Raw genomic sequence first — 25,597 nt, 5'->3', positions numbered from 1 at the left:
ATAAGGAGCGGCCCGCATGCTGATCGCGAGAATTTGGTATTTTTTGACGGGGTATGTCTATATTCGGGTAGAGGGCCTGTCCCTGGAAAAACTGCTTAACCTGTGCGCCCGTCAGGGGGTGCGCTTTTGGGGCGTAGAGCGGCCCACCTATACGCTGATGTATGCCCGGGTGGGGATGCGCGGCTATCTAAAGATGCGCAGGCTGCTAGAGCAGGTGCGCTGTACGGTCAGCGTGGTACGCAAGTGCGGCCTGCCCGCGCAGCTTTTAAGGCTCAAAGGGCGGGTCGGCTTTGCGCTGGGCACGCTTTGCTGCCTGGCGGCGCTGTTTTTTTTAACGTCTTTTGTCTGGAGCATCGATATTACCGGCCTTGAAAAGGTGCCTGTAGAGCAGGTCACACAGCTGTTGGACGAGTATGGGGTCAAGGTTGGCGTGCCCTCCAGCAGTATCGATCTGCACGCCTGCCAGGCGCGGCTGCAGCTGGATTGTCCAGGCATCTCCTTTGTTTCGATGCGGCTAAAAGGGGTGCGGCTGCATATCGAGGTGGTGGAGGCGGTGGACCCGCCCGGCATGCTGGCCAAAGACCAGCCCTGCGACCTGGTAGCCGATAAGGCGGGAGTGGTGGCGGAGATCACGCCGCTGGATGGGGTGGCCAAAGTGCAGGTGGGCCAGCGGGTAAATGCGGGAGATGTGCTGATCTCGGGCTGGATCCCCCATGATGAAGCGCTGGGCACCGGGCGTAGTGTGCATGCCAACGGCAGCGTCAAGGCCTATATCTGGTATGATAAGACCGTGATGATGGACCGGGAGGCGGCCTCCATCAAGCCCACCGGCCAAATGCATGAGCGGCGCTTTTTGCGCCTGGGCAACTGGCAGATCCAGCTATCCGGGGGCGAGGTGCCCTATACGCTGGTGGATACCCGCTGGCGGCGCCTGCCGCTGCTGGGCGCGGGGCGGCTTTTCCCAGCGGAGGTGCTGGTGGCCGCGGATTATGAGCTGGCCGCACAGAGCGGCGCAGTGGATGAGGAGGCGCTTAAAGCTGCGGCGGAGGCGCTGGCCTGGCAGCAGCTGGAGGGAGAGATTCCGCTGGATGCGGAGGTGCTGGACCGTACTATAGAACTAAAAGATAGGGGCGACGGCACGGTAGAGGTGCGCTTGCAGGTCAAGACCATCGAGGAGATTTCCCAGACCGCCCCAATCGTCTGATGGTAAGGGAAACAAAAAAGTTCACCAAAAGGGTGTTGACAAAACGGAAGGGATTTGCTATATTTTTCTCAATCAAACGCGATGATAGGGCAAAAAGATCATCGGTCCGTTCAAGAGAGCTGTTGGTTGGTGCGAAACAGTGCGGATGGTGGTTCACACTCCCCCTGGAGCGGCTGCACTGAAAGGGATTCAATTAGGTGCGGACGGGGTTGCGCCCGTTAACCATGCAGGGCATTGATAGTGATGCCGCAAAGAGGGTATAGCATGCTATGCCAATAAGAGTGGTACCGCGGAAGTTTACGCTTTCGTCTCTTGCCTGGAGCAGGAGGCGAAAGCGTTTTTTATTTAGCCTCCTGCCCTAAAAAGTAAGGAGGAAGAAAATATGAAACTGGCATTTTCAACGTTGGGCTGTCCGGATTTTGATTGGTCGGACATCTACTCCATGGCAAAGGACTTTGGCTTTGCAGGCATCGAGCTGCGCGGCCTGGGGGATGATATCTTCTCCGTGCACGCGCGCCCTTTCCGGGAAAAGCACCTGCCCCATACGATCGAGCGGCTTAAAAAGATGCGCCTGGAGATCCCCTGTCTGTCTTCCGCCTGCTGTATGAACCAAAGCGGGGAAGACGCGTGTGAAACCCAAAAAGAACTGAAAGAGTATATCGACCTGGCGGCCAAGCTGGGTTCCAAATACATCCGCATCCTGTGCGAGGAGCATGTGCAGCCTACCGAAGAGGTGGACGATCTGGTCGTGGTACAGAACCTGCGCGCCGTGTTGCCCTATGCCGAGCAAAACGATGTGGTGCTGCTGCTGGAGACCAACGGCGCGTATGTAGACACCGCACGGCTGCGGGAGGTGCTGCAGGCCGCTGCCAGCGATTATGTGGCGGCGCTTTGGGATGTGCACCACCCCTACCGCTTTGCGGGCGAAACGCCGGAGCAGACCGTACAGAACCTGGGTGCCTATATCAAGTATGTGCATGTAAAGGATTCCGTAGTGGAGGATGGCAAGGTGGTCTATAAAATGATGGGGGAGGGCGATCTGCCCATTGACTCCATCATGCGCGCGCTGCGCTCTATCAACTACGAGGGCTTTATTTCTCTGGAGTGGGTAAAGGCTTATGCGCCGGATTTGAGCGACCCGGGTGTGGTATTCCCGCACTACGCCAATTTTATGAGCCGGTATATGGATACGCCCGCCGAATCCCGCAGGCTGTATGATAACCACGCGGGAACAGGCAAGTATATCTGGCCCAAGGAGCATTTGATCGATCTGACCTTCCCCCAGGTGTTGGACCGGGTGGTGGAGGAATTCCCGGATCAGTATGCTTTCCGCTACACGACGCTGGACTACACCCGCACCTATTCCGAGTTCCGGGACGATGTGGACGCCTTCGCCCGCTCGCTCATCGCCATGGGCGTGCGCGCCGGGGATCACGTAGCCATCTGGGCCACCAATGTGCCGGCCTGGTATATCACCTTCTGGGCCACCACCAAGATCGGCGCGGTACTGGTCACGGTCAACACGGCCTACAAGATCCACGAGGCCGAGTACCTGCTGCGCCAGAGCGATACCCATACCCTGGTGATGGTGGATGGCTATAAGGACAGCGACTATGTAGGCATCATCAAAGAGCTTTGCCCCGAGCTGGCCACGGCCCCCAAAGGCAAGCCCCTGCACTTGGAGCGGCTGCCCTTCCTGCGCAACATCGTCACGGTGGATTCCCAGCAGGATGGCTGCTATACCTGGGATGAGGCCATGGCTTTGGGCGAGCGGGTTCCGGTAGAGGAGGTCTACCGCCGCGCCGCCGCCATCAATAAGCACGATGTTTGCAATATGCAGTACACCTCCGGCACCACGGGCTTCCCCAAAGGCGTAATGCTGACCCATTACAACGTGGTGAATAACGGCAAGGCCATAGGCGATTGCATGGACTTGTCCACGGCAGACCGGATGATGATCCAGGTGCCGATGTTCCACTGCTTTGGCATGGTACTGGCGATGACGGCGTCCATGACCCATGGCACCACCATGAGCCCGATCCCGGCCTTCTCGCCCAAAAAGGGTCTGGCTTGCATCAACCAGGAAAAGATCACGGCTTTCCACGGCGTGCCCACCATGTTTATCGCCATGTTAGGGCATGAGGACTTTGATAAGACCGACTTTAGCCACATGCGCACCGGCATCATGGCCGGCAGCCCCTGCCCGATCAAGGTCATGCAGGAGGTCATTGAAAAGATGCATATGCCCGAGATCTGCATCACCTACGGGCAGACCGAGGCCTCCCCAGGCTGCACGATGAGCAAGACCACCGATTCCATCGATGTGCGCGTCAACACCGTTGGCGGCGCCATGTATGGGGTGGAGTGCAAGATCGTGGACCCGGAGACCGGGGAAGACCTGCCCGATAATGTGGACGGCGAGTTCGTCGCCCGCGGCTATAACATTATGAAGGGCTACTACAAGATGCCTGAAGCCACCGCCGCAGCCATTGATGAAGAAGGCTGGCTGCACTCTGGTGACCTGGCCCGCCGGGATGAGAACGGCAACTACAAGATCACCGGCCGTATCAAGGATATGATCATCCGCGGCGGCGAGAACATCTATCCAAAGGAGATCGAGGACTTTATCTATACCCATCCCAAGGTATCGGATGTGCAGGTGATTGGCGTACCCGATAAACAGTACGGCGAGGAGATCATGGCCTGCGTGATCTTAAAGCCGGGCGAGACCTCCAGCGAGGCGGAGATCAAGGAGTTCGTCTCTTCTCACATGGCCAAGCACAAAACGCCGCGCTATGTGACCTTTGTGGACGCCTTCCCCATGAATGCGGCGGGTAAGATTTTGAAGTACAAAATGCGGGAGGACGCGGTGAAGCTGTTGCAGCTGCAGGCGGATAACGCCATCGAGACCGCTTAACGTTTACCGTATTTCTAAGCGAAATAATGAGCCGGGGCTTTCCGGCGGTGTCCATAAAACAGTTAATGGAGCGTATCGCATCGATACGCTCCATTCTATATATACTGGGTTTGGGGCAAGCACTCCCCAACAAGATAATAGTGACAAATTTGGCACCATGGTAGAATCTTGCTTTTGCTTCTGCTTCGCTGATAATTCGTATGTTCATATGGTGTACGGGCATTTTTATCAATTAATTGGTATCCTAAATTGTGATTTCTATCTGATTCTCCTCAATTCCAACGATGCAACTTTCGTAGTAGCCATCACCCGTCGTTCTTGGTCCCGATAACACTTCATATCCATCTTTCTCCAATCTTTGTGTGAGTTCATCAACTTTTTCTTTTGAGCCAATGCTAAATGCTAAATGAATCATGCCAGTTCGTCTTATACCTTTTTCACCATCTTGCATGTTTGGATGATTCATAATTTCAAGTCTCGCACCATCTCCGAATTCTAAAAAGTAAGAACGGAAATTCGTATTTGGATTATGATATTCATCATTAGCAATTGCATCAAAGTATTTCACAAAAAAATCTCTTGCTCCTGCCAAATCATTTACATACATTGCAATATGTTCAATTTTCACGATCTATTTCCTCCGTAAACTTCAATTATTTTCTTGCTCTCATTATACAGCATCTGATTTTATAGTGCTAGTAAGCATTATTACTTGCTGCCCGAGAATGATTGCTCCTGCATTCGTTCCTGTGTAGCAAGTCCACAAAGAGGCAGCCGGTAAAGCCAGCGCAGGGGAAAGTGTAGCTTTCTCTGGATGATTGGAGCGAAAAAGCAGACACGCTTCCCTTACTGATGGAAAGCGTACCTATGATTATAACTGTTTTACGACCACCGAGCTTTTGCCCCGGCTTTTTTCTGCCCATAAATATAGAAGCATGTCAATCTCGGTAGATCACATCTGCAAGAAATAACCCCTTAGCCGGGGCTAGCGGCCCGGCCTGCGCGCGCTGTTTGGCCTCCAGGGCAGAGCATACCTGTTCGGGCGAAAAGCGCCCGTACCCCGCCTCCACCAGCGTGCCGGTCAGGATGCGGGCCATGTGCCATAAAAATCCGTCGCCGGTAAAAGAGAGGGTGATAAGCCCATCATCGCATCGGACGATCTCTACCGCGCTTAAAGTGCGCACGGTGGATTTTTTACCGGGCTTTGCGCGGGTAAAACTTTGAAAGTCGTGCCGCCCTAAAAGCGGCTGCGCGCTTAGACGCATACTTTCCACATCCAGAGGATCCGGCAGGTGCCAGCTATAGCGCCGGGCAAACACATCGTGACGGGGCCGGTTGTCGATGCGGTACAGATAGGTTTTGGCGCGGACGTGGAAGCGGGCATGGAAGTCCTGGGGGACCTCCTCGACTGCCTGTACCACGATATCTTCGGGGAGATAATGGTAGCAGTAATTCAGCATATCCGCTACAGGCAAATCGCTATGGGTATTAAAGTTGGCCACATAGCGCAGCGCGTGCACGCCCGCATCCGTACGCCCGCAGCCGGTTAGGGCGATCTTCTCGCCCGTCATGCGGCCAAGCACCGCCTCTAGCCGGCCCTGGATGGTATTGGCGTCATCCCCCAGGCGCTGCCAGCCACGGTAACGGCTCCCGTCAAAGGCCAGTGTCAGTTTAATATTGCGCATTACGCCACCTCGTTATGATCTATTTCCAAATCATAGCACATTTTTTCTGTTGGGGAAAGGGCGCCTAGCACCCTACTGAGGGCGAACAGAAAACCTGCCGGCGGCATAAATTGGGAATATCAATATGATGGTTATTGGGAGCGATAGATGTGCGTGATTCAAATATATTATTAGATCAGTTTAAAAGGACGCCGCGGTTTTATGAATACCATTATGACCGGACCTGCCCCAGCCTGTCGGCGCGGCCGGACAGCTGGCAGGTGCGCGCCGTACACGCCAACAACCGCATTGCCGACCAGCCCCAGATCGACGTGCTGCGCTACAAGCGCCTGCGCCAGATATGGACGTTCACCTGTTGCGGCGGGGTCGGGGTCAAGCCCATCGTCAATGGCGAGCGGGTATACTTTTTGTCGGGCGGCGGATATGCCTATTGCGTCAATAAACGCAGCGGCCGTTTGCTGTGGAAGCGGATGATCGCCCTTGGCAGGGAGGCTGAGCTGAAGGACTTTGCCGGCCCGGGCATCACCCTGGGGGATTGCTGGTATGTAGCCCGGCGCGGCTTGGGTGGCGGGGGGCTGCTGGCCTGCCTGAACCTGCATACGGGCTGCCTGCACTGGCAGATTACCCTGCCCGATGGCGTGGACCCGGTGGGCGTGCAGGCAGATGGCGAAAACGTATATCTGTTAGCCAACGGCCTGGATAGCGCCCAGCAGACCGGCATTTACGCCTATACCCAGGCGCAGGGGCAGGCCCTGTGGTCCCTGGCGGTGGCGGGCAGCGGCAATCTGCACGAGGCCACGCTGGGCGCTACGGCCGCCCTGCTGTTGAAGGAGCGCAGGCTTTACGTGTCCGTACACAAGCGCCGGGGTTGGCGGCGCAGTGAGGAGGTCGTCGCGGCGGACCTGAGCAGCGGAAGCCTGTTATGGAAATACGGCACCCGCGTTTGCGAGAGCGAACCGGTGTTGGCGGGGGGCGTGCCGGCACTATTTAAGATCAGCGGCAAGGTTATGGTGGGCGCGCCATTGCAGGATGGGTTTTACTATTGCTTTGAGGCGGATACCGGCAAGATCCGCTGGCACACGCGGCTGGAGCTGGGCCCGTTCCCGGCGGGCAACGGCTGGCAGGCCGATGCGGCCAGCATCGGCGGGGGCAAGATCATTATAACGGCCCGCCAGCTCAGCGGACGGGAGGTGATCCAGCAGAAAATGCTGGCGCTGGAGATCCACAGCGGCCGCCAACTGTGGCGCACGCGCTCGCCCTTTGCGGGCTACTCCAGCGGCGTGCTGTGTAACGATCTTTTCGTCTGGGCAGATCAAAAGGGCATGCTGCGGGGCTGCGACAGTCAAAATGGCGGAGCGCTCAAGCGCAGCTTTGTGAACGGCGGCGAGGTAGCGGCGGATATTACCGCCCAGGGGGATTGCCTGTACGTGGGCGCGTTGGACCCCGCAGCCTCGGGAACGCCGGGGCTGACGGCCTGGCAGGTGGAATAGAAAGGCGGATGATCGCTATGGAAAATGGACGCAGGGATGGCGGTATGCGCATTTTAGCATTGGCGGCCGCCGTTTGGGTGGTGCTGGCCGCGGCCGCGGGGTATATGACGGGCAGCCTGGGGCTGGTGGGGCTGGCCCTTGTGGGCGTTCAGGGCGTGCTCGCGCCGCTTGCCTGCGTCTATTGGCAGGCAAGAGCGGAGAAAGAGGCCCGCAGGCGTACGGAATACGGCGCGCTGGGGGCCCTGGTCATCGGTGCGCTGGGGGTGCTGTTTTGTACGCTGCTCATGATCGCGGCGATCCGGCGGCTGGGCGCGGCGCACACGCCAGTCCCTTTGGCGTTCAGCGTCCCGCTGGCTTTGCTGATGCTGGCGGGGATAGAATGCGGATACCGCTGCCTGCGCTGCGCGGCAAGGCGAAGGCAAAGCGCGGTGCTGCGGGGCGAGGCGCTGGATAGAAGGGCCCGTCTGCCGCTGGCGGTATTTGCGTTGGCGGGGACGATAGGCGGGCAGTATGGCCTGGCATGGGCGGATTTGATTGCCGGCCTGGCTTTAAGCCTTTACGCCGCCGGGCGGCTGCTGTTGGCGATGCGGGCGATCCTGAAACGGGAGAGTACCGGATGGATAAAAGAGGTGGTTCAGCTGGCGCGCGCTTGCGATATATCCCAGCCCCCGCGCGGGATATGCATCCGCTGGGATGGGCGATATGCCGATATAGATCTTTCAGGCCTGGCAGGCCCGTCCGGTTCACACATGGTAAAAGCAAATTTTATGGGAAGATGCGCGCTCTTTTCGCTCCGGAGGAGAGGTTAAAAAGAAATATTTGAGTGAATTGAAGCGGTGCGCTTAAATGCGCGCCGCTTTTGATATCTATCGTGTATAATAAAGAAAAAAGAACGGGGGAAAACAGGATGCAAGCAGCCCTTGAACGGTTTTTAAAGTACGTAACCTATGATACGGCCTCTGCCTATGAAGCGCAGGATTATCCCAGCACCCCAAACCAGAAGTCCTTCGCCCAAATGCTGGCGCAGGAGTGCCGGCAGCTGGGGCTGAGGGATGTAAAAGTGGATGACTACGGATATCTAACCGCTACGCTGCACGCAACACCGGGGTACGAGGGTGCGCCTGCCATCGGTTTTCTGGCGCATATGGATACCAGCCCCGATCTTTCCGGGGCCAATGTGCGGCCCCGGGTGGTGGCAAATTACGATGGCGGGGATATCACGCTTGACCCGGAGCAGGGGATCGTGCTCTCGCCGGGGCGCTACCCCTCGCTTACGGCATATGTAGGGCAAACCTTGGTGGTAACCGATGGCAAAACCCTGCTGGGCGCGGATGATAAAGCGGGCATCGCCGCGATTATGGAGGCGATGGCGCATCTGCTGGCCCATCCGGAGATCGCACACGGCAAGATCCGCATCGGCTTTACGCCGGATGAGGAGGTGGGCAACGGCGTAAAGTATTTTGACGCCCAGGGCTTTGGCGTGGATTTTGGGTACACGTTAGATGGCGGCGCGCTGGGCGAGTTTGAGTACGAGAATTTTAACGCGGCGCAGGCGAGGGTTTCGGTCAAAGGGGTGAGCAGCCACCCGGGCTCCGCCAAGGATGTGATGGTGAATGCGGCCCTGATCGCGGCGGAATATGCCATGGCCCTGCCGCAGGGGGAGACGCCCGCCAATACCCAGGGGTATGAGGGATTTTATCACCTCCGGGCGCAAAGCGGCACAGTGGAGCGGGCGCAGCTGACCTATATTCTGCGCGATTTTGAACAGGACGGCCTGCAGCGGCGCAAGGCGATGATGCTGGAGGTGGCCAAGCGGCTTAACGCGCGCTATGGCGAAGGCACCGTAGCGGTAGAATTGCAGGACCAATATGCCAACATGGCCCAGCGCCTGGAAGAGCATCCGCAGGTTAAACATCTGGCGCTGGAGGCCATGGCGCAACTGGGCGTTACGCCGGTGGTCATGCCCATACGCGGCGGCACGGATGGCGCCATGCTTTCCACCCGGCCGGATGGCTTCCCCTGCCCCAACCTCTTTACCGGCGGGCACAACGCCCATGGAAGGTATGAATACCTGGTGGCAGAGTCCCTGGAGATGGCTGCCAAAGTCATTTGCCGCATCGTTCATTTGGCGGCGCAGGCGGATTGAGTGTTTAAAAGCATGCGGGTACGGGCGGGCGCATTTTTGCGTCCGTCCGTTTTCTTTACCCGCCACGCAGGCATACCGTCACAGGCTTTTACGTAGAGTAGATAAGAGCTTGTATGATGGGAGAAAAAGTAGAATGTGGTGGATCATCTTACTCTTTGCGGTGGGGCTGTTTTTAATCATCAAAGGTGGGGACCTGTTCGTGGATGCGGCGGTATGGATCGCAGAGGTCACGGGCATCCCCAAATTCATTATTGGGGCGACCATCGTAAGCCTGGCCACCACGCTGCCGGAGCTTTGCGTATCGCTCATCTCGGTGGCCTCGGGCTCGGTAGGGATGGGGATCGGCAATGCGGTAGGGTCGGTGATCTGCAATATCGGGCTAATCATGGCCCTGTCGCTGCTGTTTATGCCGGGGGCGATCAGCCGCCGGGAACTGCTGGAAAAGGGGTTTATGATGATCAGCTCCGGCGCGGTACTGCTTTTTACCGCCGCCAATGGGCTGCTCACCAATCCGGAGGCCATCATCCTGCTGGCGCTGGTCGTGCTTTATATCATTTTAAACGTCAACTCTGTTGCGCGCAATAACCGCGCTGCCCACATCCCGCGGCGCAGGTTCGTAGCCCGGGAGGCGGGCGGCAATGCCGTTAAGTTCGCCCTGGGGTTAGGAGGGATCCTGTGGGGCGCGCAGCTTTTGGTGGATAACGGCGCGCTTTTGGCGCGCATGGCCGGCATTTCGGAAGATATCATCGGCCTTACGCTGATCGCGCTGGGGACGTCCTTGCCGGAGCTGGTAACGACCCTGACCGCCCTGGCGAAAAAGGAACACAACCTGTCGGTAGGCAATATCATCGGCGCCAATATTATCGACCTGACACTGATCCTGAGCGCGTGTACCTTTATTTCCCCGGAGGGGCTGATGGTCAGCCATCAGACCCTGGTGATGGATATCCCGGTCATGATGATTCTAATGGGGATCGCGACCGTGCCGGCGCTGCTGTATGGGCGGTTTCGTCGCTGGCAGGGCGTCGCGCTGGTGGCGGTATATGGGGGATATATTGCCAAGCTGATGATTGGTTAGTCCGCTAACCGTTAAAGAGCGGCCATAAGGCCGCTTTTTAATTTTAACAAATATGAAATAATTTGGCGGTTTATTTTACGTTTCTGTCATATCTATTTTTCTGCGCCGCAATATGGAAAGGGTAATCTACAAAGGTGCTTTTGACTATTGCATTGCAGAAAGGGACGTTGTACGATATGCGAACCACCGAGGCCGTAAGCAGAGATACCCTGGAAGAGTATGAGGCATTCGTTTCCGCCAGCCCGTTTGGGCACTTTATGCAGTCATCACATTGGGCGGATGTAAAGGATAACTGGCGCTGGGATGCGCTTATCTGCCGTGACGGGGACGGCCGCATACGGGGGAGCATGGCGCTGCTTTGCAAAAAGGTGCCGCTGGACGGGGGCTGCTTTATCTATTCCCCCCGGGGGCCGGTGTGTGATATGATGGATGAAGATACGGTGCTGGCGCTGTTGGGCGGGGCGCGTGCATATGCCCGCAGGCACCGGGCCGTGGCATTGAAGGTGGACCCGGATGTGGAGGACAGCAGCGGTTATGTGGCCGCGCTTTTTCAAAAGGCGGGGCTCAGGCACGGCAAACCGCTGAGCCATTCGGGCTGCATCCAGCCCCGAGGCGTTTTCCGGGTGGACTTATACGGTCAAACGCAGGAAAGGCTGCTGGCACAGTGCCGGCCCAAAACGCGGTACAATATCCGCCTGGCGGGCCGCCGCGGCGTGACGGTGCGCCAGGGTACGGTGGAGGATCTGGGCGAATTCACCCGTTTGATGCGCCAAACCGGCCTGCGGGACGGTTTTCCGACCCGGAACGAGCGCTATTTTGAAAAGATCATGCTCTCCTTTGGCGAAAAGGTGCATCTGTATATGGCGGATTATGAGGGCGTACCCATTGCCGGTACGTTGGCTTTGACGTATGGGGATAAATCGTGGTATCTTTATGGTGCGTCCGGTAACGAGCACCGGGAGGTCATGCCCAACTACCGCCTGCAGTGGGAGATGATGCAGGCTGCCCTGCAAGATGGGTGCGTTTGCTATGATATGCGCGGCGTGCCGGGGGACAAGCCCAGCGCCCCCGGCCAGAGCACATATGGCTTATACCGCTACAAAAAGGGCTTTGGCGGGCGATGGATGACCTTTTGCGGAGAGTGGGATGACGTGCTGCGTCCAGCCGCTTACGGCTTGATGGCGCTGGGGCTGCGGCTGCGCCAGGGGCGTGCGCAGGCGGCGCTGCGGGTTAAACGCGTGCGCATCCGGTTGCACCGCTCGGGCGGCGGGGGCGCAAAAAAGGAAAAAGGATTTGGGAAAAATTATGGCGAGGAATTTGTATAGATGGTGTGCTGCGGCGCTTTGCGCCAGCCTGCTGGTTACGGCGGCCTGCGCCCCGCAGGAAGAAGAACTGCTGCCGGAGGACGAGTATCAGGTAAACGAGGTCATCCCCGGTGCGCAGCAGGATGAGCCGGAGCCTGTGGTAGTCCCGGAGCAGGAGGACAAGCTGACCCCGGCCGGGTACGATATGTACAAGTTGGGCTATTTTGCCAAAGAACACATTGGCCCGGATGAAGCGCTGTATAAAGCCGTGTTTGACGCGGTGCAAGAGCAAAAGACCGAGCTGGACATTTCGGCGTTTGGCGCTGATCGTGAGGCAGTGGAAAAGGTAGCCCAGGCGCTGGAGGACTGCTATGAATTCGGCTACTTTGCAGGGCTGGAGTTGGGCGAGGATGGCAAGACGCTTTCTATCCTTTATGAGGGAGATCTGGAGCAAGGGAAGCAGGACCGGGATGCCTTCCGGGCAAGGGTCAGCGAGATTCTTCAGGTAGTAGCGGGGCAGGAGCGCCCGGCCGCCAGCGCCGTGATGGAGCTGTACCAGTACCTTTGCGCCAATATTACGCTGGATACCGAGAGCGGGGAAACCTACAGCGGCGCGCTGCACGGTCTGCTGGATGGGCGTACCGATGCGTTGGGGTTTGCGCAGCTGATGCGCTACCTGCTCGACCAGATGGGGGTCGAGGTGCATATCACCTTTGGCGAGGATATAAAGGATGTGTGGAATACCGTAAAGATCGATGGGGAGTACTTCCACCTGGATGCCGCGCGGGAGGCGGAGGCGGACGCCGGGCAGGCGTATAAGTATTTTGGCCTGTCGGATAAAGAGTTTTTAAAGCGCGCGGCCGCGGCCAGCTGGAGCAGCGGCAAAGCCGAGGGGGTCACTTACGAAACCCCTGCGGCAACGGGTAACCGCTTTACCCCCTTGCAGGGCTATAATATCATCGCGGTGGATTTTGCCGGGGAACGGTATTACACCATCGATACCAGCGGCGAGGGCACGCCTATTGCGGCGTATGACCTGCGCACCCATGAAAAGGGCACGGTCTATACGGCGCAGGCAGCTAACCTGGCCTTTTATAAGGGGCTGCTTTACTTTTCCGATACGGCGGACGGGTTAAAGCTCAAATCACTGGAGCCGGAAAGCGAAACAGTCGCCGCGGTGGCCGACTTGGAAGTGACGCGGTTATTGTGTAAGGCGGACGGCGTTTATGCCTATGACGATGTGAGGGGCGAAGAAACGATCATCAAACCGGAATAAGCGGAGCGTGTGAACGGTAATTGTGTAATAAAGCACAATTTGCGCGCCTGTATTTTGGTAAAATTGCGCATTTTATTTAGTCCTACAGCTGTGCTACAATGAAGCTGATCTTCATTGGTATCAGAAGTATGGACATGTGTTGGACGCATAACCGTACTTTTTACTTCTCTCTGCTTGATAACCGGATGTATAATCGCGCGCCCTATTGGCGCGCGATTATGCTTTATTACGGAATTTTTATTGGCTAAGTTTCTTAAAATCGTAAGAAACTGGCAGTGAAATTGAGATAAGTTTGTAACAACTATCTGTTACAATTCATCTCATACCATATGCGGGAGGGGTGCACAGATGGAAAGTAAGCGGATTTTGATTGTGGAAGATGAGGTGCCGATCGCCGAGCTGCTGGCGTACGGCTTAAATAAAGAGGGGTTTGAGGTGGCCGTCGCCCATGATGGCGCGCAGGCCCTGCAAAAGATCAAGGATTTTTCACCCGCGCTGATGCTGCTGGACTGGATGCTGCCGGATATGAGCGGGCTGCAGATCTGCCGCACGGTGACCGAGGACCAGAATATCCCGATCATCATGCTGACGGCGCGCTCTTACGTAGAGGATAAGGTGTTAGGGCTGGAGGCCGGCGCGGACGATTATATCACCAAGCCCTTCGACCTGCGCGAGGTCATCGCCCGGATCAAGACCATCCTGCGCCGGCAGGATCGGGATAAGGGGGAGGGCGGCCAGGAGGAAGTGATCCATATCGCCGATCTCACGCTTTACCCGCTTGAGATGCTGGTGATGCGCGGGGAGGAAAAGGTGAACCTGACGCCCAAGGAGTATGAGCTGCTGCTCTGCCTGATCAAAAACCGGGGCAGGGTGCTCACCCGGCCCATGCTGCTGGATGTTGTCTGGGGCTACGAATACTCCGGCGATACGCGCACGGTGGATATCCACATCCAGCGGCTGCGCAAAAAGCTGGGCCTGGGGGACTATATCGAAACCGTCTTTGGCGTGGGCTATAAATTTATCAAGTAATAAAGGGGACAGGCTATGCGCGTGCGCGGAACCATCCGGGTCAAACTGGTCGCGGGGATCTTTGCCATCTTCGTGTGCGCATTTTTAGTAATCAACTATTACAGTTACCGGCAGATTTCCCTCAATAATGAGAATATTATCACCGAGGAGCTTTCCAGCCTCCGCGGGACCAGCACGCTGTATGTGCGCCAGGCCTTTGTCATCAATAACCGCAACAATAGCCCCGAGGATTTCCGCCAGTCTGCCGAGGAGATCGTGGCCGAGCTCAAAGGGGTAAGCGGTATTCCGGTGGAAGCTTATACCCCCGAGGGGGCGGCGATCCACAGCCAGCGCCGCCAGATCGATCTGCAATCTCCCGAAATGCGGGATCTGCTTTATGCCGTGCAGGATAAACAGGCCATGACCATTACGCCGACGGAGAACGACGGGGTCATGGTCTATTATTCGTTTCCGGTGGTGATCGAGGGGAACAAGGTGGGCATCCTGCGCTTTTCCAAGGATTACACCACCCTTTATGAGCAGGGATACCAGATCAGCGAGGCGATTTTGCTGGTGACGGTGTGCGTGTTCCTGGCTGCGCTGGTGCTGGCCAGCCTGCTTGCCAGCAACCTGGCCAAGCCCATCGTCCGGCTGACCCGGGCGACCAATAAGGTCACCTCCTGGCTGACGCAGGACCACGAGTTTGACCGGGCGGAGCTGGAAAAATCCATCAACACCCGCCGGCGCGATGAGGTGGGCGAGCTTTCGCGCAACTTTTATACCATGGTCACCCGTATCGACCAGCAAATCGAGATCATCCGGCAGGACCGGGACAGCATCCAGGAGCTGTACGAGCATAAAAAAATCTTTATGGACAACGTCACCCACGAGCTGAAAACGCCGCTCACGGCGATACTGGGTTACGCTGAGCTGATTCGGGATAACGGTTATTCCGACCCGGTATTCTTTGATAAGGCAGTGCAGCACATCATCCATGAAAGCCAGCGGCTGCACAATATGGTGGTGCGCCTGCTGGAAATGTCGCGCAGCGCCTCCACCGCGCAGGAGCTGCAGGGCCGTGTGGATATCGGCAAACTGCTGGCGGATGTGTGCGAGACCATGCGCTTTAAGGCGCAGCGTTATGAGGGGAAGATCGAGTGCCGCACGGAGAGCGGCCTGATCGTCCGCGGCAGCGCGGAACGGTTGAAAGAAGTGATGATCAACATCCTCGACAATGCCATCAAGTATGGCCAGCCCGGCACGGAGATACAGGCCGCCGCGTTTTACCTGGAGGCGGAGGATGCGGTGGTGTTTGCCACCCGTAACTGGGGCAAGGGGATGACGGAAAAGGAGATCGAGCGCATATTTGATCCCTTTTATCGTGCGGATAAAGAGCACTCCCGGGAGATGGGCAGCTCTGGCTTGGGGATGAGCATCTCCAAGCAGATCGTCGACGAGCACGGCGGGCGTATTGCCGTACAAAGTTCGCCGGGGGAGACTACAGTGGTTTCGGTCATGCTGCCCCGCCTTCATCAAAGTGGAAAGGAGGCAGGGGAAAAATGAGAAAGAAAACGGCCCGTTTGCGTAGCGGGATGCGGTGTATAGCGGCGCTGTGCGGGTTTATGCTCCTGCTGTCCGGCTGTACGGAGCGCACGCAGCTTAAAACGGTGATTATTCCGGAGAGCGAAGAAGTCGCCCAGGCGGAAGCTTCCGGGGCGGGCGGGGATTATGGCGAGATCAAAAAGATCTACCGCAACGCTATTGGCGGGCTGCTGAACCTGGATAAAAAAAGCCTGGGCAGCCAGTCTTTCAACGATGCGATCCGCATTCTGGGCTGGAATGACGAAAACAGCATCCAGGTTGCGTCCTGGTCGTTTGACGGGAACAACGATGTGACGGTCTATGAGGTGGATTACCGCTATAATTTCTACAGCAAATTGGTGGAACTTAAGGGCGTGCAGAGCCGGGACCGGATCGCCACCTCGCCCGATGGTGAGTATATCGCCTACACGGAGATACAGGACGAGAGCCAGACCCAGATTCTGCACCTGGTCAACACCCGCAGCGGGTTGGACCGGGAGCTGCTGGTCGGCCCAGTGTGGTGGCAGGACCCGATACTGACCTGGTCGGGCAATGGGCGCTATCTGGCGCTGGTGTATGATGGGGTCTCGCAAACCTATGGGACCTTTCAAATGCTCATGGTCTATGATACGCAGACCCAGCAGTTCCGCGGTTATCCCATGGAAGGGTGGTACAGTAAGTCCGGAAAGCACCAGGATCTGGTGGCGACGCCCTGCAACGAGGGGGATTATGTGGCGCTGTGGGTGTACGGCAACCAATCGGCGTTTATCAACCTGGAGAATTACGTGGCGCTCACCTTTGAGAGCGGAAAGCTGACAGGCGATATGATCTATGAGCGTTATATCCAGTCGGCCACCGCTGCGCTCACCGATGAACAGATGCTAAAAGAGTATGCTGAGATGTACGGACTTGAAGCGGGCGAGGTGACGGATGCGAATGGCGCGCAAACGGATAAGGTGCTCGATAAGATAGCGGAAGAGATGCTTAAAGGCCAAATGGTGATCAATTTCAACGATTACCAGAAAGGCTTCCGGGCTGAGAGCGTAGCCTGGGCTTCCGGCCACCGCGCCTTGGTCACCTTTGGAGAGGAATTGTACTGTTGGACTCCGGGGCAGGATATCCTGGGCGAATTTACCCAATGGGCAAGCGCGGGCAGTTCTATACTTAGCGATATCGTCGCGGGCTGCCTCTCTCAGGATGGGGACGTGCTGTTTTATGCTAAGAGCAACGGCAACCTGTATGTGCTGCCGTTGGAGGAGGGGGCGCAGGAGCCCAGCCAGCAGCCTGTGCTGGTCTACAGTGGGTTTGATTGCGACAATAGCGCCACCAGCTGGAACCCCGGGGCGAATAAGCTGCTTACCTGCGGATACGACCGGGTTAAAAGCTATGGGGATGTCGAACAGAAGTATCTGATCATCGAGTTTGGGGACGCGCAGGCCGCCACGCAGGAAGATGACCTGCTCGAAGGCGTGCAGCCCTCCGCCAGCACGGCGCCCTAAGAGCGGGCTGCCGGCGGCAGGATTTGAGGTTGAAAAAGAGGCTATGCATAAAAGCATAGCCTCTTTTTATTTTAAGCCTATTTTAAAAATTTGCTCCAGGTGAAATATTCGGCGATCAGCGAAACGCCGCCGGCTACCAATAGCAGGCTGATGGCGCTGGTCAGGATATAAGTAGCCCCGCCGGGGGAGAGCACCAAAAACAGGCCCACCGCTACAAAGGCTGCGCCGGATATCAGCCGGCCCCAGGATTTATGGGCATATACCTTGCGGGAAAAGATCCAGTTGATTACCGTGATGGCGCCATAGACCAATAGGCAGATGCCCAAGAAAACGGAAAAAGCCATCAACGTAACCCGGGGGTTGAAAAGGAAAATCAGCCCGATCACCAAACAGATCAACCCCTGCGCCAGCAGCATGCCCTTTCCGCCCAGATCGGTTTTCGTGGAGGCGTAGTACAACAGGCCGTAAACCACCGCCGTGATCACCAGCGCGATGCCGATGGGCACAGTAAGCAGCGCCGCCGCGCCTGTGGACCAGAAAAGCGTGACGATCCCCAGAATGATGATGAGAAATCCGCTTAAAAGCGTGGCCCATTTTGTAAAAGAAAAATGATCGAACATAAAACCGCCTCCATTTAAAACGGAGATGTTACCGCTTTGCCGCATCGCCGTCCATGTACTTATGGTACGCTATCCACTATCGTTACGCAAGGGTGTTTTGCGTATTCTTTCGTTAAAATGATATGAAGATCAACCTGCCGTTAACATTGCCAGGCAGGGGAAAACCCCTGTAAAAATAGCGCACTCTATGAAAAATCGAAAGTTTGATAAAAATTTAACAAAAGGCATTGACAGGTCCGCCGCAATATTATACAATAAGCGCGTGGGAAAGATTGATAAAAAAATCACAAATACATGTGAAGGCAAGAAAGAGGAGGTTTCATTCATGGCAGAGAAGAAACAGGCGGCGGCTCCCGCGGTCAACGTTCAGGCTGAAGTGGACGCGTTGGTGGCCAAAGCGCAGGTGGCTCTTGAAAAGTTCGTCTTCTATACCCAAGAGCAGGTGGATGCGATCGTCAAAGCCATGGCCATGGCGGGGTTGGATAACCACATGAAGCTGGCCAAATTGGCGGTTGAGGAGACCGGCCGCGGTGTGTATGAGGACAAGATCACCAAGAACATGTTCGCGACCGAGTACATCTATCACTCCATTAAATATAACAAGACCGTTGGCGTGGTCGATGAGAACGAGTATGAGGATTATGAGGAGATCGCCGAGCCCGTAGGTATCGTAGCGGGCGTTACCCCGGTGACCAACCCTACCTCTACCACGATGTTCAAAGCGATCATCTGCATGAAGACCCGTAACCCCATCATCTTTGGGTTCCATCCTTCCGCGCAGGGCTGCTCGGCTGAGGCTGCCCGCATCGTGCGGGACGCGGCCATCAAGGCCGGCGCGCCGGAAGACTGCATCCAGTGGATCGAGCACCCCGCCATCGAGGCGACCAATGCCCTGATGAATCATCCTGGCGTATCCATGGTGCTGGCCACGGGCGGCGCGGGCATGGTCAAGGCGGCGTATTCCACCGGTAAGCCGGCGCTGGGCGTAGGCCCCGGTAACGTGCCCTGCTACATCCACAAATCCGCCAACCTCAAGCGCGCGGCGACGGACCTGATGCTCTCCAAGACCTTTGATAACGGCATGATCTGCGCTTCTGAGCAGGCCGTCATCGTGGATAAAGAGATCGCCGCCGATTTTGAAGCCTTTATGAAGGAGAATAAGTGCTACTTCGTGAACGACGAGGAGCGCCCCAAACTCGAAAAATACGTGATCAACCTGGAAAAAGGCGCGGTCAACGCGGCCATCGTAGGTAAATCCGCCTATGAGATCGCCAAGGGCGCGGGCCTGAAGGTGGATCCGGATACCAAGATCCTGCTGGCCCGCTTAGAGGGCGTAGGCCCCGAGTATCCGCTCAGCCGCGAGAAGCTCAGCCCCGTACTGGCCTACTTTGTAGTGAACAGCGAGGAAGAGGGCATCACCCGTGCCGAGCAGATGGTGGAATTCGGGGGCTTAGGCCACTCGGCCGTGCTGCACTGCGATGAGGAGCGTAAGGACCTGATCGAGGCCTATGCCCGGCGCATCCATGTGGGCCGCCTCATCATCAACTCGCCTTCTAGCCAGGGCGCCATCGGCGATATCTACAACACCAACCTGCCTTCTCTGACGCTGGGTTGCGGCAGCTACGGCCACAACTCCACGACCTCGAACGTCTCGGCCGTGAACCTGATCAACAAGAAGCGGGTAGCGAAAAGGAGAGTCAACATGCAGTGGTTTAAAGTACCGGAGCGCATTTACTTTGAGCCGGGTGCGACGCAGTATCTGAGCAAGATGCCCGACATTTCCAGGGCCTTTATCGTGACCGACCCCGGCATGGTGCAGCTCGGGTTCGTGGATCGGGTGCTCTACTTCCTGCGCAAACGCGAGCAGTACGTGCACTGCGAGATCTTCTCGGATGTTGAGCCCAACCCCTCGGTGGATACGGTATACCGCGGCGCGGAGGCTATGCGCCTGTTCAAGCCCGATGTGATCATCGCCCTGGGCGGCGGCAGCGCCATGGACGCGGCTAAAGGTATGTGGCTGTACTATGAGAACCCGGACATCGACTTTAACGCCTTGAAGCTGAAATTCATGGATATCCGCAAGCGCGTCTACAAGTTCCCGAAACTGGGCAAGACCGCCAAGATGGTGGCGATCCCCACCACCAGCGGTACCGGTTCCGAGGTGACCAGCTTCGCAGTTATCACCGATAAGGAGAAGGATATTAAGTATCCTCTGGCCGACTATGAGCTCACGCCGGATGTGGCGATCATTGATCCTGAGTTCGTGATGAGCCTGCCGCCCACGATCACGGCGGATACCGGCCTTGACGTACTGACCCACGCCATTGAGGCTTATGTATCGGTTCTGGCTTCCGACTATACCGATGCGCTGGCCATCAAGGCTATCCAGATGGTATTTGAATACCTGCCCCGCGCCTATAAGAACGGCAACGATGCGGTGGCGCGCGAAAAGATGCATAACGCCAGCTGCATGGCGGGCATGGCTTTCACCAACGCGTTCCTGGGCATCAACCACTCTCTGGCCCACAAGCTGGGCGGCGAGTATCCCATCAGCCACGGCCGCGCCAATGCGATCCTGCTGCCGTTCGTCATCGAGTACAACGCGCAGAAGCCCAATAAGTTCTCCACCTGGCCTAAGTATGAGACCTTTGTGGCGGACCAGAAATATGCTGAGATCGCTAAAGCACTGAACCTGCCCTGCAAGACGGTGGAAGAGGGCGTCAAGAGCTTGATCGCCGCCATCCGCGATTTGATGAAGACGGTAAACATCCCCTCGTCCATCGCGGAGACCGGCAAGGTCGACAAGGCCAGCTTTATGGCCAACGTGCCCAGCCTGGCCGACCACGCCTACGAAGACCAGTGCACCACGGCGAACCCGAAACAGCCCCGCGTGTCTGAGCTGGAGACCATCTTAAAGCGCGCGTACGAAGGAAAATAATAGCGCTTGCGCGCAAAGTGCATATGGCGTTATGATTAACTTGCCTAAAGACGTGTAAATGGGCTAACATTTTAGGAGGGAGACAGTCTTAAAAAGGCCGTCTCCCTCTTTTTTACGGAGGGTAACATGGATATCGTAATCTGTATTGGGAGTTCCTGCTTTTTGAAGGGGTCAAAGGACATTATCGCGATCCTGGAGCGGCTTATCGCCATGCATAACCTGAAAGATAAGGTGAATCTGGTGGGGTCGTTCTGCATGGGCCGCTGCACGGAGGGTGTGTGCGTGAAGATCGGCGAGGAGTTTTTCTCGCTTAGCCCTGCGACCACCGAGAGCTTTTTTAACGAACAGGTTTTGGGGAGGATTGAGGCATGAACCCGATCGAATCGATGAAGGCGGATTGCAAAAATTGTTATAAATGTTTAAGGGTCTGTCCGGTCAAATCCATCCGGTTCAACCATGAACAGGCCGAGCTTTTAAAGGACGAGTGTATTTGGTGTGGCGCCTGCGTTAAGGCCTGCCCGCAGCATGCCAAGGCTGTGCGCAGCGAAGTGGATAAAGTACGGGATATGCTGGAGCATAACCATCCCGTGGCGGTATCGCTGGCACCTTCGTTCATCGGCTCGTTTGGCGCCGATGACCCGATGAAGGTGGTAGCTGCGTTCAAACGCCTGGGCTTTGCGCAGGTGCGGGAGACGGCCGAAGGCGCGGCGATGGTCTCTGACGAGCTGGTCAAGATCGCCAAAACCGGCAAGATGGATAATATCATTACCACTTGCTGCCCCTCGGTCAACGAGTTGGTGGAAAAGCACTATCCGGAGCTGGTGGACACCATGGCGCCGCTGGTATCGCCCATGATCGCCCACGCCCGGCTGATCAAACACGAGTCCCCCGATACCAAGGTGGTATTTGTGGGCCCGTGCATCGCTAAAATGGCCGAGGCTGAGGATGTGCGCCACGAGGATGTGGACGCGGTGCTGACCTTTGAGGACATGGAAAAGTGGTTTTGGCAAGAGGGGATCGACTTAAACGCGCTGGATGCCGCGCCCTTTGACGGGCCGGATGCAGGCTTGGCCCGGATGTATCCTACCTGCGCGGGCGTTATCCAAAACGCGCTGGCCCGTGGCCTGACAGGATATGAGACCCTGCACGTGGAAGGGGCGGAGGAGTGCAAAGAACTGTTCCGCGCCATTCAGGCGGGCGAGCTGCACGGGTGCCTGATCGAGATGAATATCTGCCAGGGCAGCTGCATGGGCGGACCCAAAGCCGGCCAAGAAAAGCGCAACCGCTTTACCGGCGCGCTGGCGGTAGAACAGTACGCCAAAAAGTCTGCCCAGCCTCTGGGGACGATCCCGGAGCAGGAGGCCATCTCGCTTGGCAAGGTGTTCGTCAACCGCCGCAAGGAACTGGCCCAGCCGGATGAAGAGACCATCCGTTCGATCCTGCGCTCCATCGGCAAGGAGAGCAAGATGGATGAACTCAACTGCGGCTCGTGCGGGTATCCCTCCTGCAGGGAAAAGGCCATCGCGGTATTCCAGGGCAAGGCGGAGCTGTCCATGTGCCTGCCGCACATGTGCCAGGCGGCCCAGTCCATGAGCAATGTGGTGCTGGATTCTACGCCCAACGCTATCGTGATCGTCGATGAGGAAATGAAGATCAAAGAGGTCAATAGCGCCGCGCAAAAGATGTTCAGGGTCTCCCGTCAGGAGGCGCTGGAGCGCTCCCTCTACGAGTTTATGGACGCGACGGATTTTGAATACGTGTTGCAGAACTTTGATGCGGTCACCGATAAAAAACGCGAGCTGGACGAATTTGGCGTGGTGGTGCGCGAAACGCTGGTCTACCTGCCCAAACAGCATGGCGTCATGGGCATCTTAAACGATGTGACCCAGGATGAGGAGCAGGAAAAAGCGCTGTACCAGCTGCGGGTGGATACCATGGATATGGCGCAGAAGGTCATCGACAAGCAGATGATCGCCGCCCAGGAGATCGCAAGCCTGCTGGGTGAGACCACGGCGGAGACCAAAGCCACGCTGACCAAGCTGAAGACCATGATTATTCATAATGGAGAATCGCAATTATGATGATGCATATGGATATCGGCTATAAGAGCCTGAACAAGTTTGGCGAGGAGTTGTGCGGCGATAAAGTGGAGATCGTTCGCACGGAAGATTCGGATATCCTTGTGCTTTCGGACGGGTTGGGCAGCGGGGTCAAGGCCAACATCCTTTCCTCGCTGACCAGTAAGATCATCATCACCATGCTCAAAGAGGGCGCTAAGGTGGACGAGGCGGTGGAGACCATCGCCCAGACGCTGCCGATCTGCAAGGTGCGCCACGTGGCCTACTCCACCTTCAGCATCCTGCAGCTGTATCACGATGGGCGCGCTTATCTCGTGGAGTTCGATAACCCCGCCTGCGTCATGATCCGGGGAGGCGAGATCATCGAGCCGCCCTTTGAGATCCGCGAGATCGCAGGGAAGACTGTGCGGGAGAGCCGGTTTGATATCGCCATCGGCGATATGTTCACGCTGATCAGCGATGGGGTGATCCATGCAGGCGTGGGCGCGATTCTGAACCTGGGCTGGGGCTGGGAAAACGTTTCCAATTATTGCCTGGATCTGGCGCGGCGCGACCTGTCCGTACCTAGGGCGGTTTCCTCGCTGATCCAGGTGATCGATAACTTTTACATGTCCAAGCCCGGCGACGATTCGACCGTGCTGATGGCCAAGGTGGTCCCTCAGCAGGTGGTCAACCTGTTCTCCGGCCCGCCCAAGGATAAAGCCAAGGATGAAGAGCTGGTGCGGGACTGGATGCGCGGCAACGCCAAACGGGTGGTATGCGGCGGCACCAGCGCCAATATCGCCGGGCGCGTGCTGCACCGGGAGGTGCGCACCTCTTTGGACTTTACCGATCCGCTGATCCCGCCGATCGCTTACATGCAGGGCGTGGACCTGGTGACCGAGGGCGTTTTGACCATTAACCGCACGCTGGAGATCCTGCGCCAGATCAAGGGCAGCGAGGTAGACCCGCTCAGCCTGAGCGCGCTGGATGCGGATAACGGCGCGGCCAAACTGGCCAGAATGCTGCTGGAGGAATGTACGGATCTGCATCTGTTTATCGGCAAGGCTATCAACCCCGCCCACCAAAACCCCAACCTGCCGATGGACCTGAGCATTAAAATGCGCCTGCTAAACGAGCTGGCGGACCTGATGCGGGCGATGGGGAAAAACGTCAAGATTTCGGTCTACTAAGGGGAGAAAGTGGAGAGCAGCATGGTTAAAGTAGAAAACGATGCCAAAAAGAATAAGTACCAGACCTTGCGGCGTGTGGCTGAGTTGGCGTTTACCGATCAGGTAAATGAGGAGCATCTGGAGGCCATTCCGGGGGAGTTGATCCAGGGCTCTCAGCCCCATTTCCGCTGCTGCGTGTATAAAGAGCGGGAGATCATCCGCCAGCGGGTGCGTCTGGCCACCGGCAAGCTGCCCAGCGGGATGAAGGAGCCGGAAGGCCGCCAGAATGTCATCACCGTGATCCCTGCGGCCTGCGAGGGCTGCCCTATCAACCGCTACCGCGTCACCGAGAACTGCCAGAAGTGTCTGGCCAAAAAGTGCATGAACGCCTGCCCCTTTGGCGCCATCACCATGACGGGGCGGGGCGCGTATATCGACCCGGATAAATGCCGTGAGTGCGGCCGCTGCGCCCAGGTGTGCCCCTATAACGCCATTGCGGACTTGGTACGGCCCTGCAAGCGCTCCTGCCCGGTAGGCGCCATCTCCATCAACGAGGATAAGCTGGCGGAGATTCAGGAGGAAAAGTGCATATCCTGCGGCGCCTGCATGCGAGATTGCCCCTTTGGTGCGATCTCGGACCGCTCGTATATGCTAAAGGCGATTGAATGGATCCGCAGTCCCTATCCTACCTATGCTATCATCGCGCCGGCGTTGGAAGGCCAGTTTGGCCCGAACGCCAGCATGGGCAAGCTCAAGACCGCGGTCAAGCTGCTGGGCTTTACGGATGTGATCGAAGTAGGCCTGGGCGCGGACGCGGTGGCCCAGCACGAAGCCAAAGAGCTGCTGGAGCGGGTGGAGGCCGGCGGAAAGATGACCACTTCCTGCTGCCCGGCGTTTGTGGAGCTGATCCGCAAGCATTATCACGCCCTGATCCCCAACATGAGCCATACGGTTTCGCCCATGGTGGCCACGGCGCGCTGGATCAAGGAAAAGGAGCGGGATGCCCGCGTGGTCTTCATCGGCCCCTGCGTGGCGAAAAAGACTGAGTGCCAGGATGAAACGGTGGAGGGCGGCGCCGATTGCGTGCTGACTGCCGAGGAATTGCTGGCGATGTTTGACGCCAAGCGCATCGATCCTGAAAAGTGCGAGGACAGCCAGCAGGATGCCTCCCGCTATGGCAAGGGCTTTGCCCAGTCCGGTGGGGTGACCGGGGCGGTGCTCCAGGCGCTGACCGAACAGCTGGGGACGACGCCTTCCATCGTGGCGCACCGCTGCGACGGCGCTGCGGAATGCAAAAAGGCGCTGGCGATGCTGGCCAGCGGCAAATTCCCGGCGGACTTTATCGAGGGTATGGCCTGCATCGGCGGCTGCGGAAGCGGCCCGGCCATGGTGCAAAACGAGCGGCTGTATCAGCAGACCCGCAAAAAGCTGCTGGCCGAGGCGGATGGCCGCACGATTGGCGAGAATCTCGCCCAGCATGGAATGGAAAAAATTTCGATGGAACGATAGTTTTTTGTATAGGTGCAATATAAAAGCCGCAGGGTATTTACCCTGCGGCTTTTTGCATCATCGAAACGATTTGCTTTATTATTGACCGATCGGTCTATTTATGATATCCTCTA

The 25,597-nt window shown here is 57.1% G+C and carries 19 protein-coding genes and 1 other annotated feature; of the genes, 16 read left to right on the top strand and 3 right to left on the bottom strand.

The features are described 5' to 3' along the window. The first annotated feature begins 16 nt into the window (after positions 1-16). Positions 17-1,204, top strand: a complete 1,188-nt coding sequence (gene yqfD / locus H8699_RS00715; RefSeq protein WP_249284031.1) for a sporulation protein YqfD — start codon at positions 17-19, stop codon at positions 1,202-1,204. Between the two features lie 72 nt (positions 1,205-1,276). Continuing rightward, positions 1,277-1,520, top strand: a binding site (T-box leader). 66 nt (positions 1,521-1,586) lie between these two features. Further along, positions 1,587-4,121, top strand: coding sequence for an AMP-binding protein (locus H8699_RS00710; protein ID WP_249284030.1), 2,535 nt, complete (start codon positions 1,587-1,589; stop codon positions 4,119-4,121). 244 nt (positions 4,122-4,365) lie between these two features. Here H8699_RS00710 and H8699_RS00705 read toward each other — a convergent pair whose 3' ends face one another. Together H8699_RS00705 and truA are read right to left on the bottom strand one after the other, a co-directional pair. Next, on the bottom strand, positions 4,366-4,749 hold the full coding sequence (locus H8699_RS00705) for a VOC family protein (RefSeq protein WP_249284029.1): 384 nt from the start codon (positions 4,747-4,749) through the stop codon (positions 4,366-4,368). 310 nt (positions 4,750-5,059) lie between these two features. Beyond that, complete coding sequence (gene truA / locus H8699_RS00700) at positions 5,060-5,806, bottom strand: tRNA pseudouridine(38-40) synthase TruA (RefSeq protein ID WP_249284028.1); 747 nt, start codon at positions 5,804-5,806, stop codon at positions 5,060-5,062. Between the two features lie 149 nt (positions 5,807-5,955). On the opposite strand from truA, the gene H8699_RS00695 reads away from it, so the two are divergent. From H8699_RS00695 to H8699_RS00655, 9 genes are all read left to right on the top strand, one after another. Continuing rightward, the gene (locus tag H8699_RS00695) at positions 5,956-7,296 is read left to right on the top strand and encodes an outer membrane protein assembly factor BamB family protein (protein ID WP_249284027.1); all 1,341 of its coding nucleotides are present in this window, start codon (positions 5,956-5,958) and stop codon (positions 7,294-7,296) included. Positions 7,297-7,313: 17 nt separating this feature from the next. Next, positions 7,314-8,105, top strand: a complete 792-nt coding sequence (locus H8699_RS00690; protein WP_249284026.1) for a cation transporter — start codon at positions 7,314-7,316, stop codon at positions 8,103-8,105. A 98-nt stretch (positions 8,106-8,203) separates the two neighbouring features. Continuing rightward, positions 8,204-9,442, top strand: a complete 1,239-nt coding sequence (pepT, locus tag H8699_RS00685; RefSeq protein WP_249284025.1) for a peptidase T — start codon at positions 8,204-8,206, stop codon at positions 9,440-9,442. 133 nt (positions 9,443-9,575) lie between these two features. Then, a complete protein-coding gene (locus H8699_RS00680; RefSeq protein WP_249284024.1) occupies positions 9,576-10,520 on the top strand; it encodes a calcium/sodium antiporter in 945 nt (314 codons plus the stop codon). A gap of 176 nt (positions 10,521-10,696) precedes the next feature. Further along, complete coding sequence (locus H8699_RS00675) at positions 10,697-11,845, top strand: lipid II:glycine glycyltransferase FemX (protein ID WP_249284023.1); 1,149 nt, start codon at positions 10,697-10,699, stop codon at positions 11,843-11,845. Next, positions 11,826-13,100, top strand: coding sequence for a hypothetical protein (locus tag H8699_RS00670; RefSeq protein WP_249284022.1), 1,275 nt, complete (start codon positions 11,826-11,828; stop codon positions 13,098-13,100). Before H8699_RS00675 ends, H8699_RS00670 begins: the two co-directional genes overlap by 20 nt. Before the next feature lie 348 nt (positions 13,101-13,448). Next, the gene (locus H8699_RS00665) at positions 13,449-14,129 is read left to right on the top strand and encodes a response regulator transcription factor (protein ID WP_138295506.1); all 681 of its coding nucleotides are present in this window, start codon (positions 13,449-13,451) and stop codon (positions 14,127-14,129) included. Positions 14,130-14,144: 15 nt separating this feature from the next. Continuing rightward, complete coding sequence (locus H8699_RS00660) at positions 14,145-15,671, top strand: sensor histidine kinase (RefSeq protein ID WP_249284021.1); 1,527 nt, start codon at positions 14,145-14,147, stop codon at positions 15,669-15,671. Continuing rightward, a complete protein-coding gene (locus H8699_RS00655) occupies positions 15,668-17,188 on the top strand; it encodes a hypothetical protein (RefSeq protein ID WP_249284020.1) in 1,521 nt (506 codons plus the stop codon). Before H8699_RS00660 ends, H8699_RS00655 begins: the two co-directional genes overlap by 4 nt. A gap of 77 nt (positions 17,189-17,265) precedes the next feature. Here the strand turns inward: H8699_RS00655 and H8699_RS00650 are convergent, their stop codons facing one another. Beyond that, positions 17,266-17,808, bottom strand: a complete 543-nt coding sequence (locus H8699_RS00650) for an HdeD family acid-resistance protein (protein WP_249284019.1) — start codon at positions 17,806-17,808, stop codon at positions 17,266-17,268. Positions 17,809-18,133: 325 nt separating this feature from the next. On the opposite strand from H8699_RS00650, the gene adhE reads away from it, so the two are divergent. From adhE to H8699_RS00625, 5 genes are all read left to right on the top strand, one after another. After that, on the top strand, positions 18,134-20,746 hold the full coding sequence (gene adhE / locus H8699_RS00645; RefSeq protein WP_249284018.1) for a bifunctional acetaldehyde-CoA/alcohol dehydrogenase: 2,613 nt from the start codon (positions 18,134-18,136) through the stop codon (positions 20,744-20,746). 126 nt (positions 20,747-20,872) lie between these two features. Beyond that, positions 20,873-21,118 carry a (2Fe-2S) ferredoxin domain-containing protein gene (locus H8699_RS00640; protein WP_138295511.1) on the top strand — a complete coding sequence of 82 codons (246 nt, stop codon included), beginning with the start codon at positions 20,873-20,875 and terminating at the stop codon, positions 21,116-21,118. Beyond that, positions 21,115-22,827, top strand: a complete 1,713-nt coding sequence (locus H8699_RS00635; protein ID WP_249284017.1) for a [Fe-Fe] hydrogenase large subunit C-terminal domain-containing protein — start codon at positions 21,115-21,117, stop codon at positions 22,825-22,827. Before H8699_RS00640 ends, H8699_RS00635 begins: the two co-directional genes overlap by 4 nt. Further along, positions 22,824-23,996, top strand: a complete 1,173-nt coding sequence (locus H8699_RS00630; RefSeq protein WP_249284016.1) for a SpoIIE family protein phosphatase — start codon at positions 22,824-22,826, stop codon at positions 23,994-23,996. Before H8699_RS00635 ends, H8699_RS00630 begins: the two co-directional genes overlap by 4 nt. A 21-nt stretch (positions 23,997-24,017) precedes the next feature. Further along, positions 24,018-25,484 (top strand): 4Fe-4S dicluster domain-containing protein, encoded by a 1,467-nt coding sequence (locus H8699_RS00625; RefSeq protein WP_249284015.1) that lies wholly within the window; start codon positions 24,018-24,020, stop codon positions 25,482-25,484. The last annotated feature ends 113 nt before the right edge of the window (positions 25,485-25,597 follow it).

Origin of the sequence: Luoshenia tenuis, assembly GCF_014384745.1 — a bacterium.
Classification (GTDB): Bacteria; Bacillota; Clostridia; order Christensenellales.
Note: the sequence above shows the minus strand (reverse complement) of the source record. Positions and strands in the feature narration are given on the sequence as shown.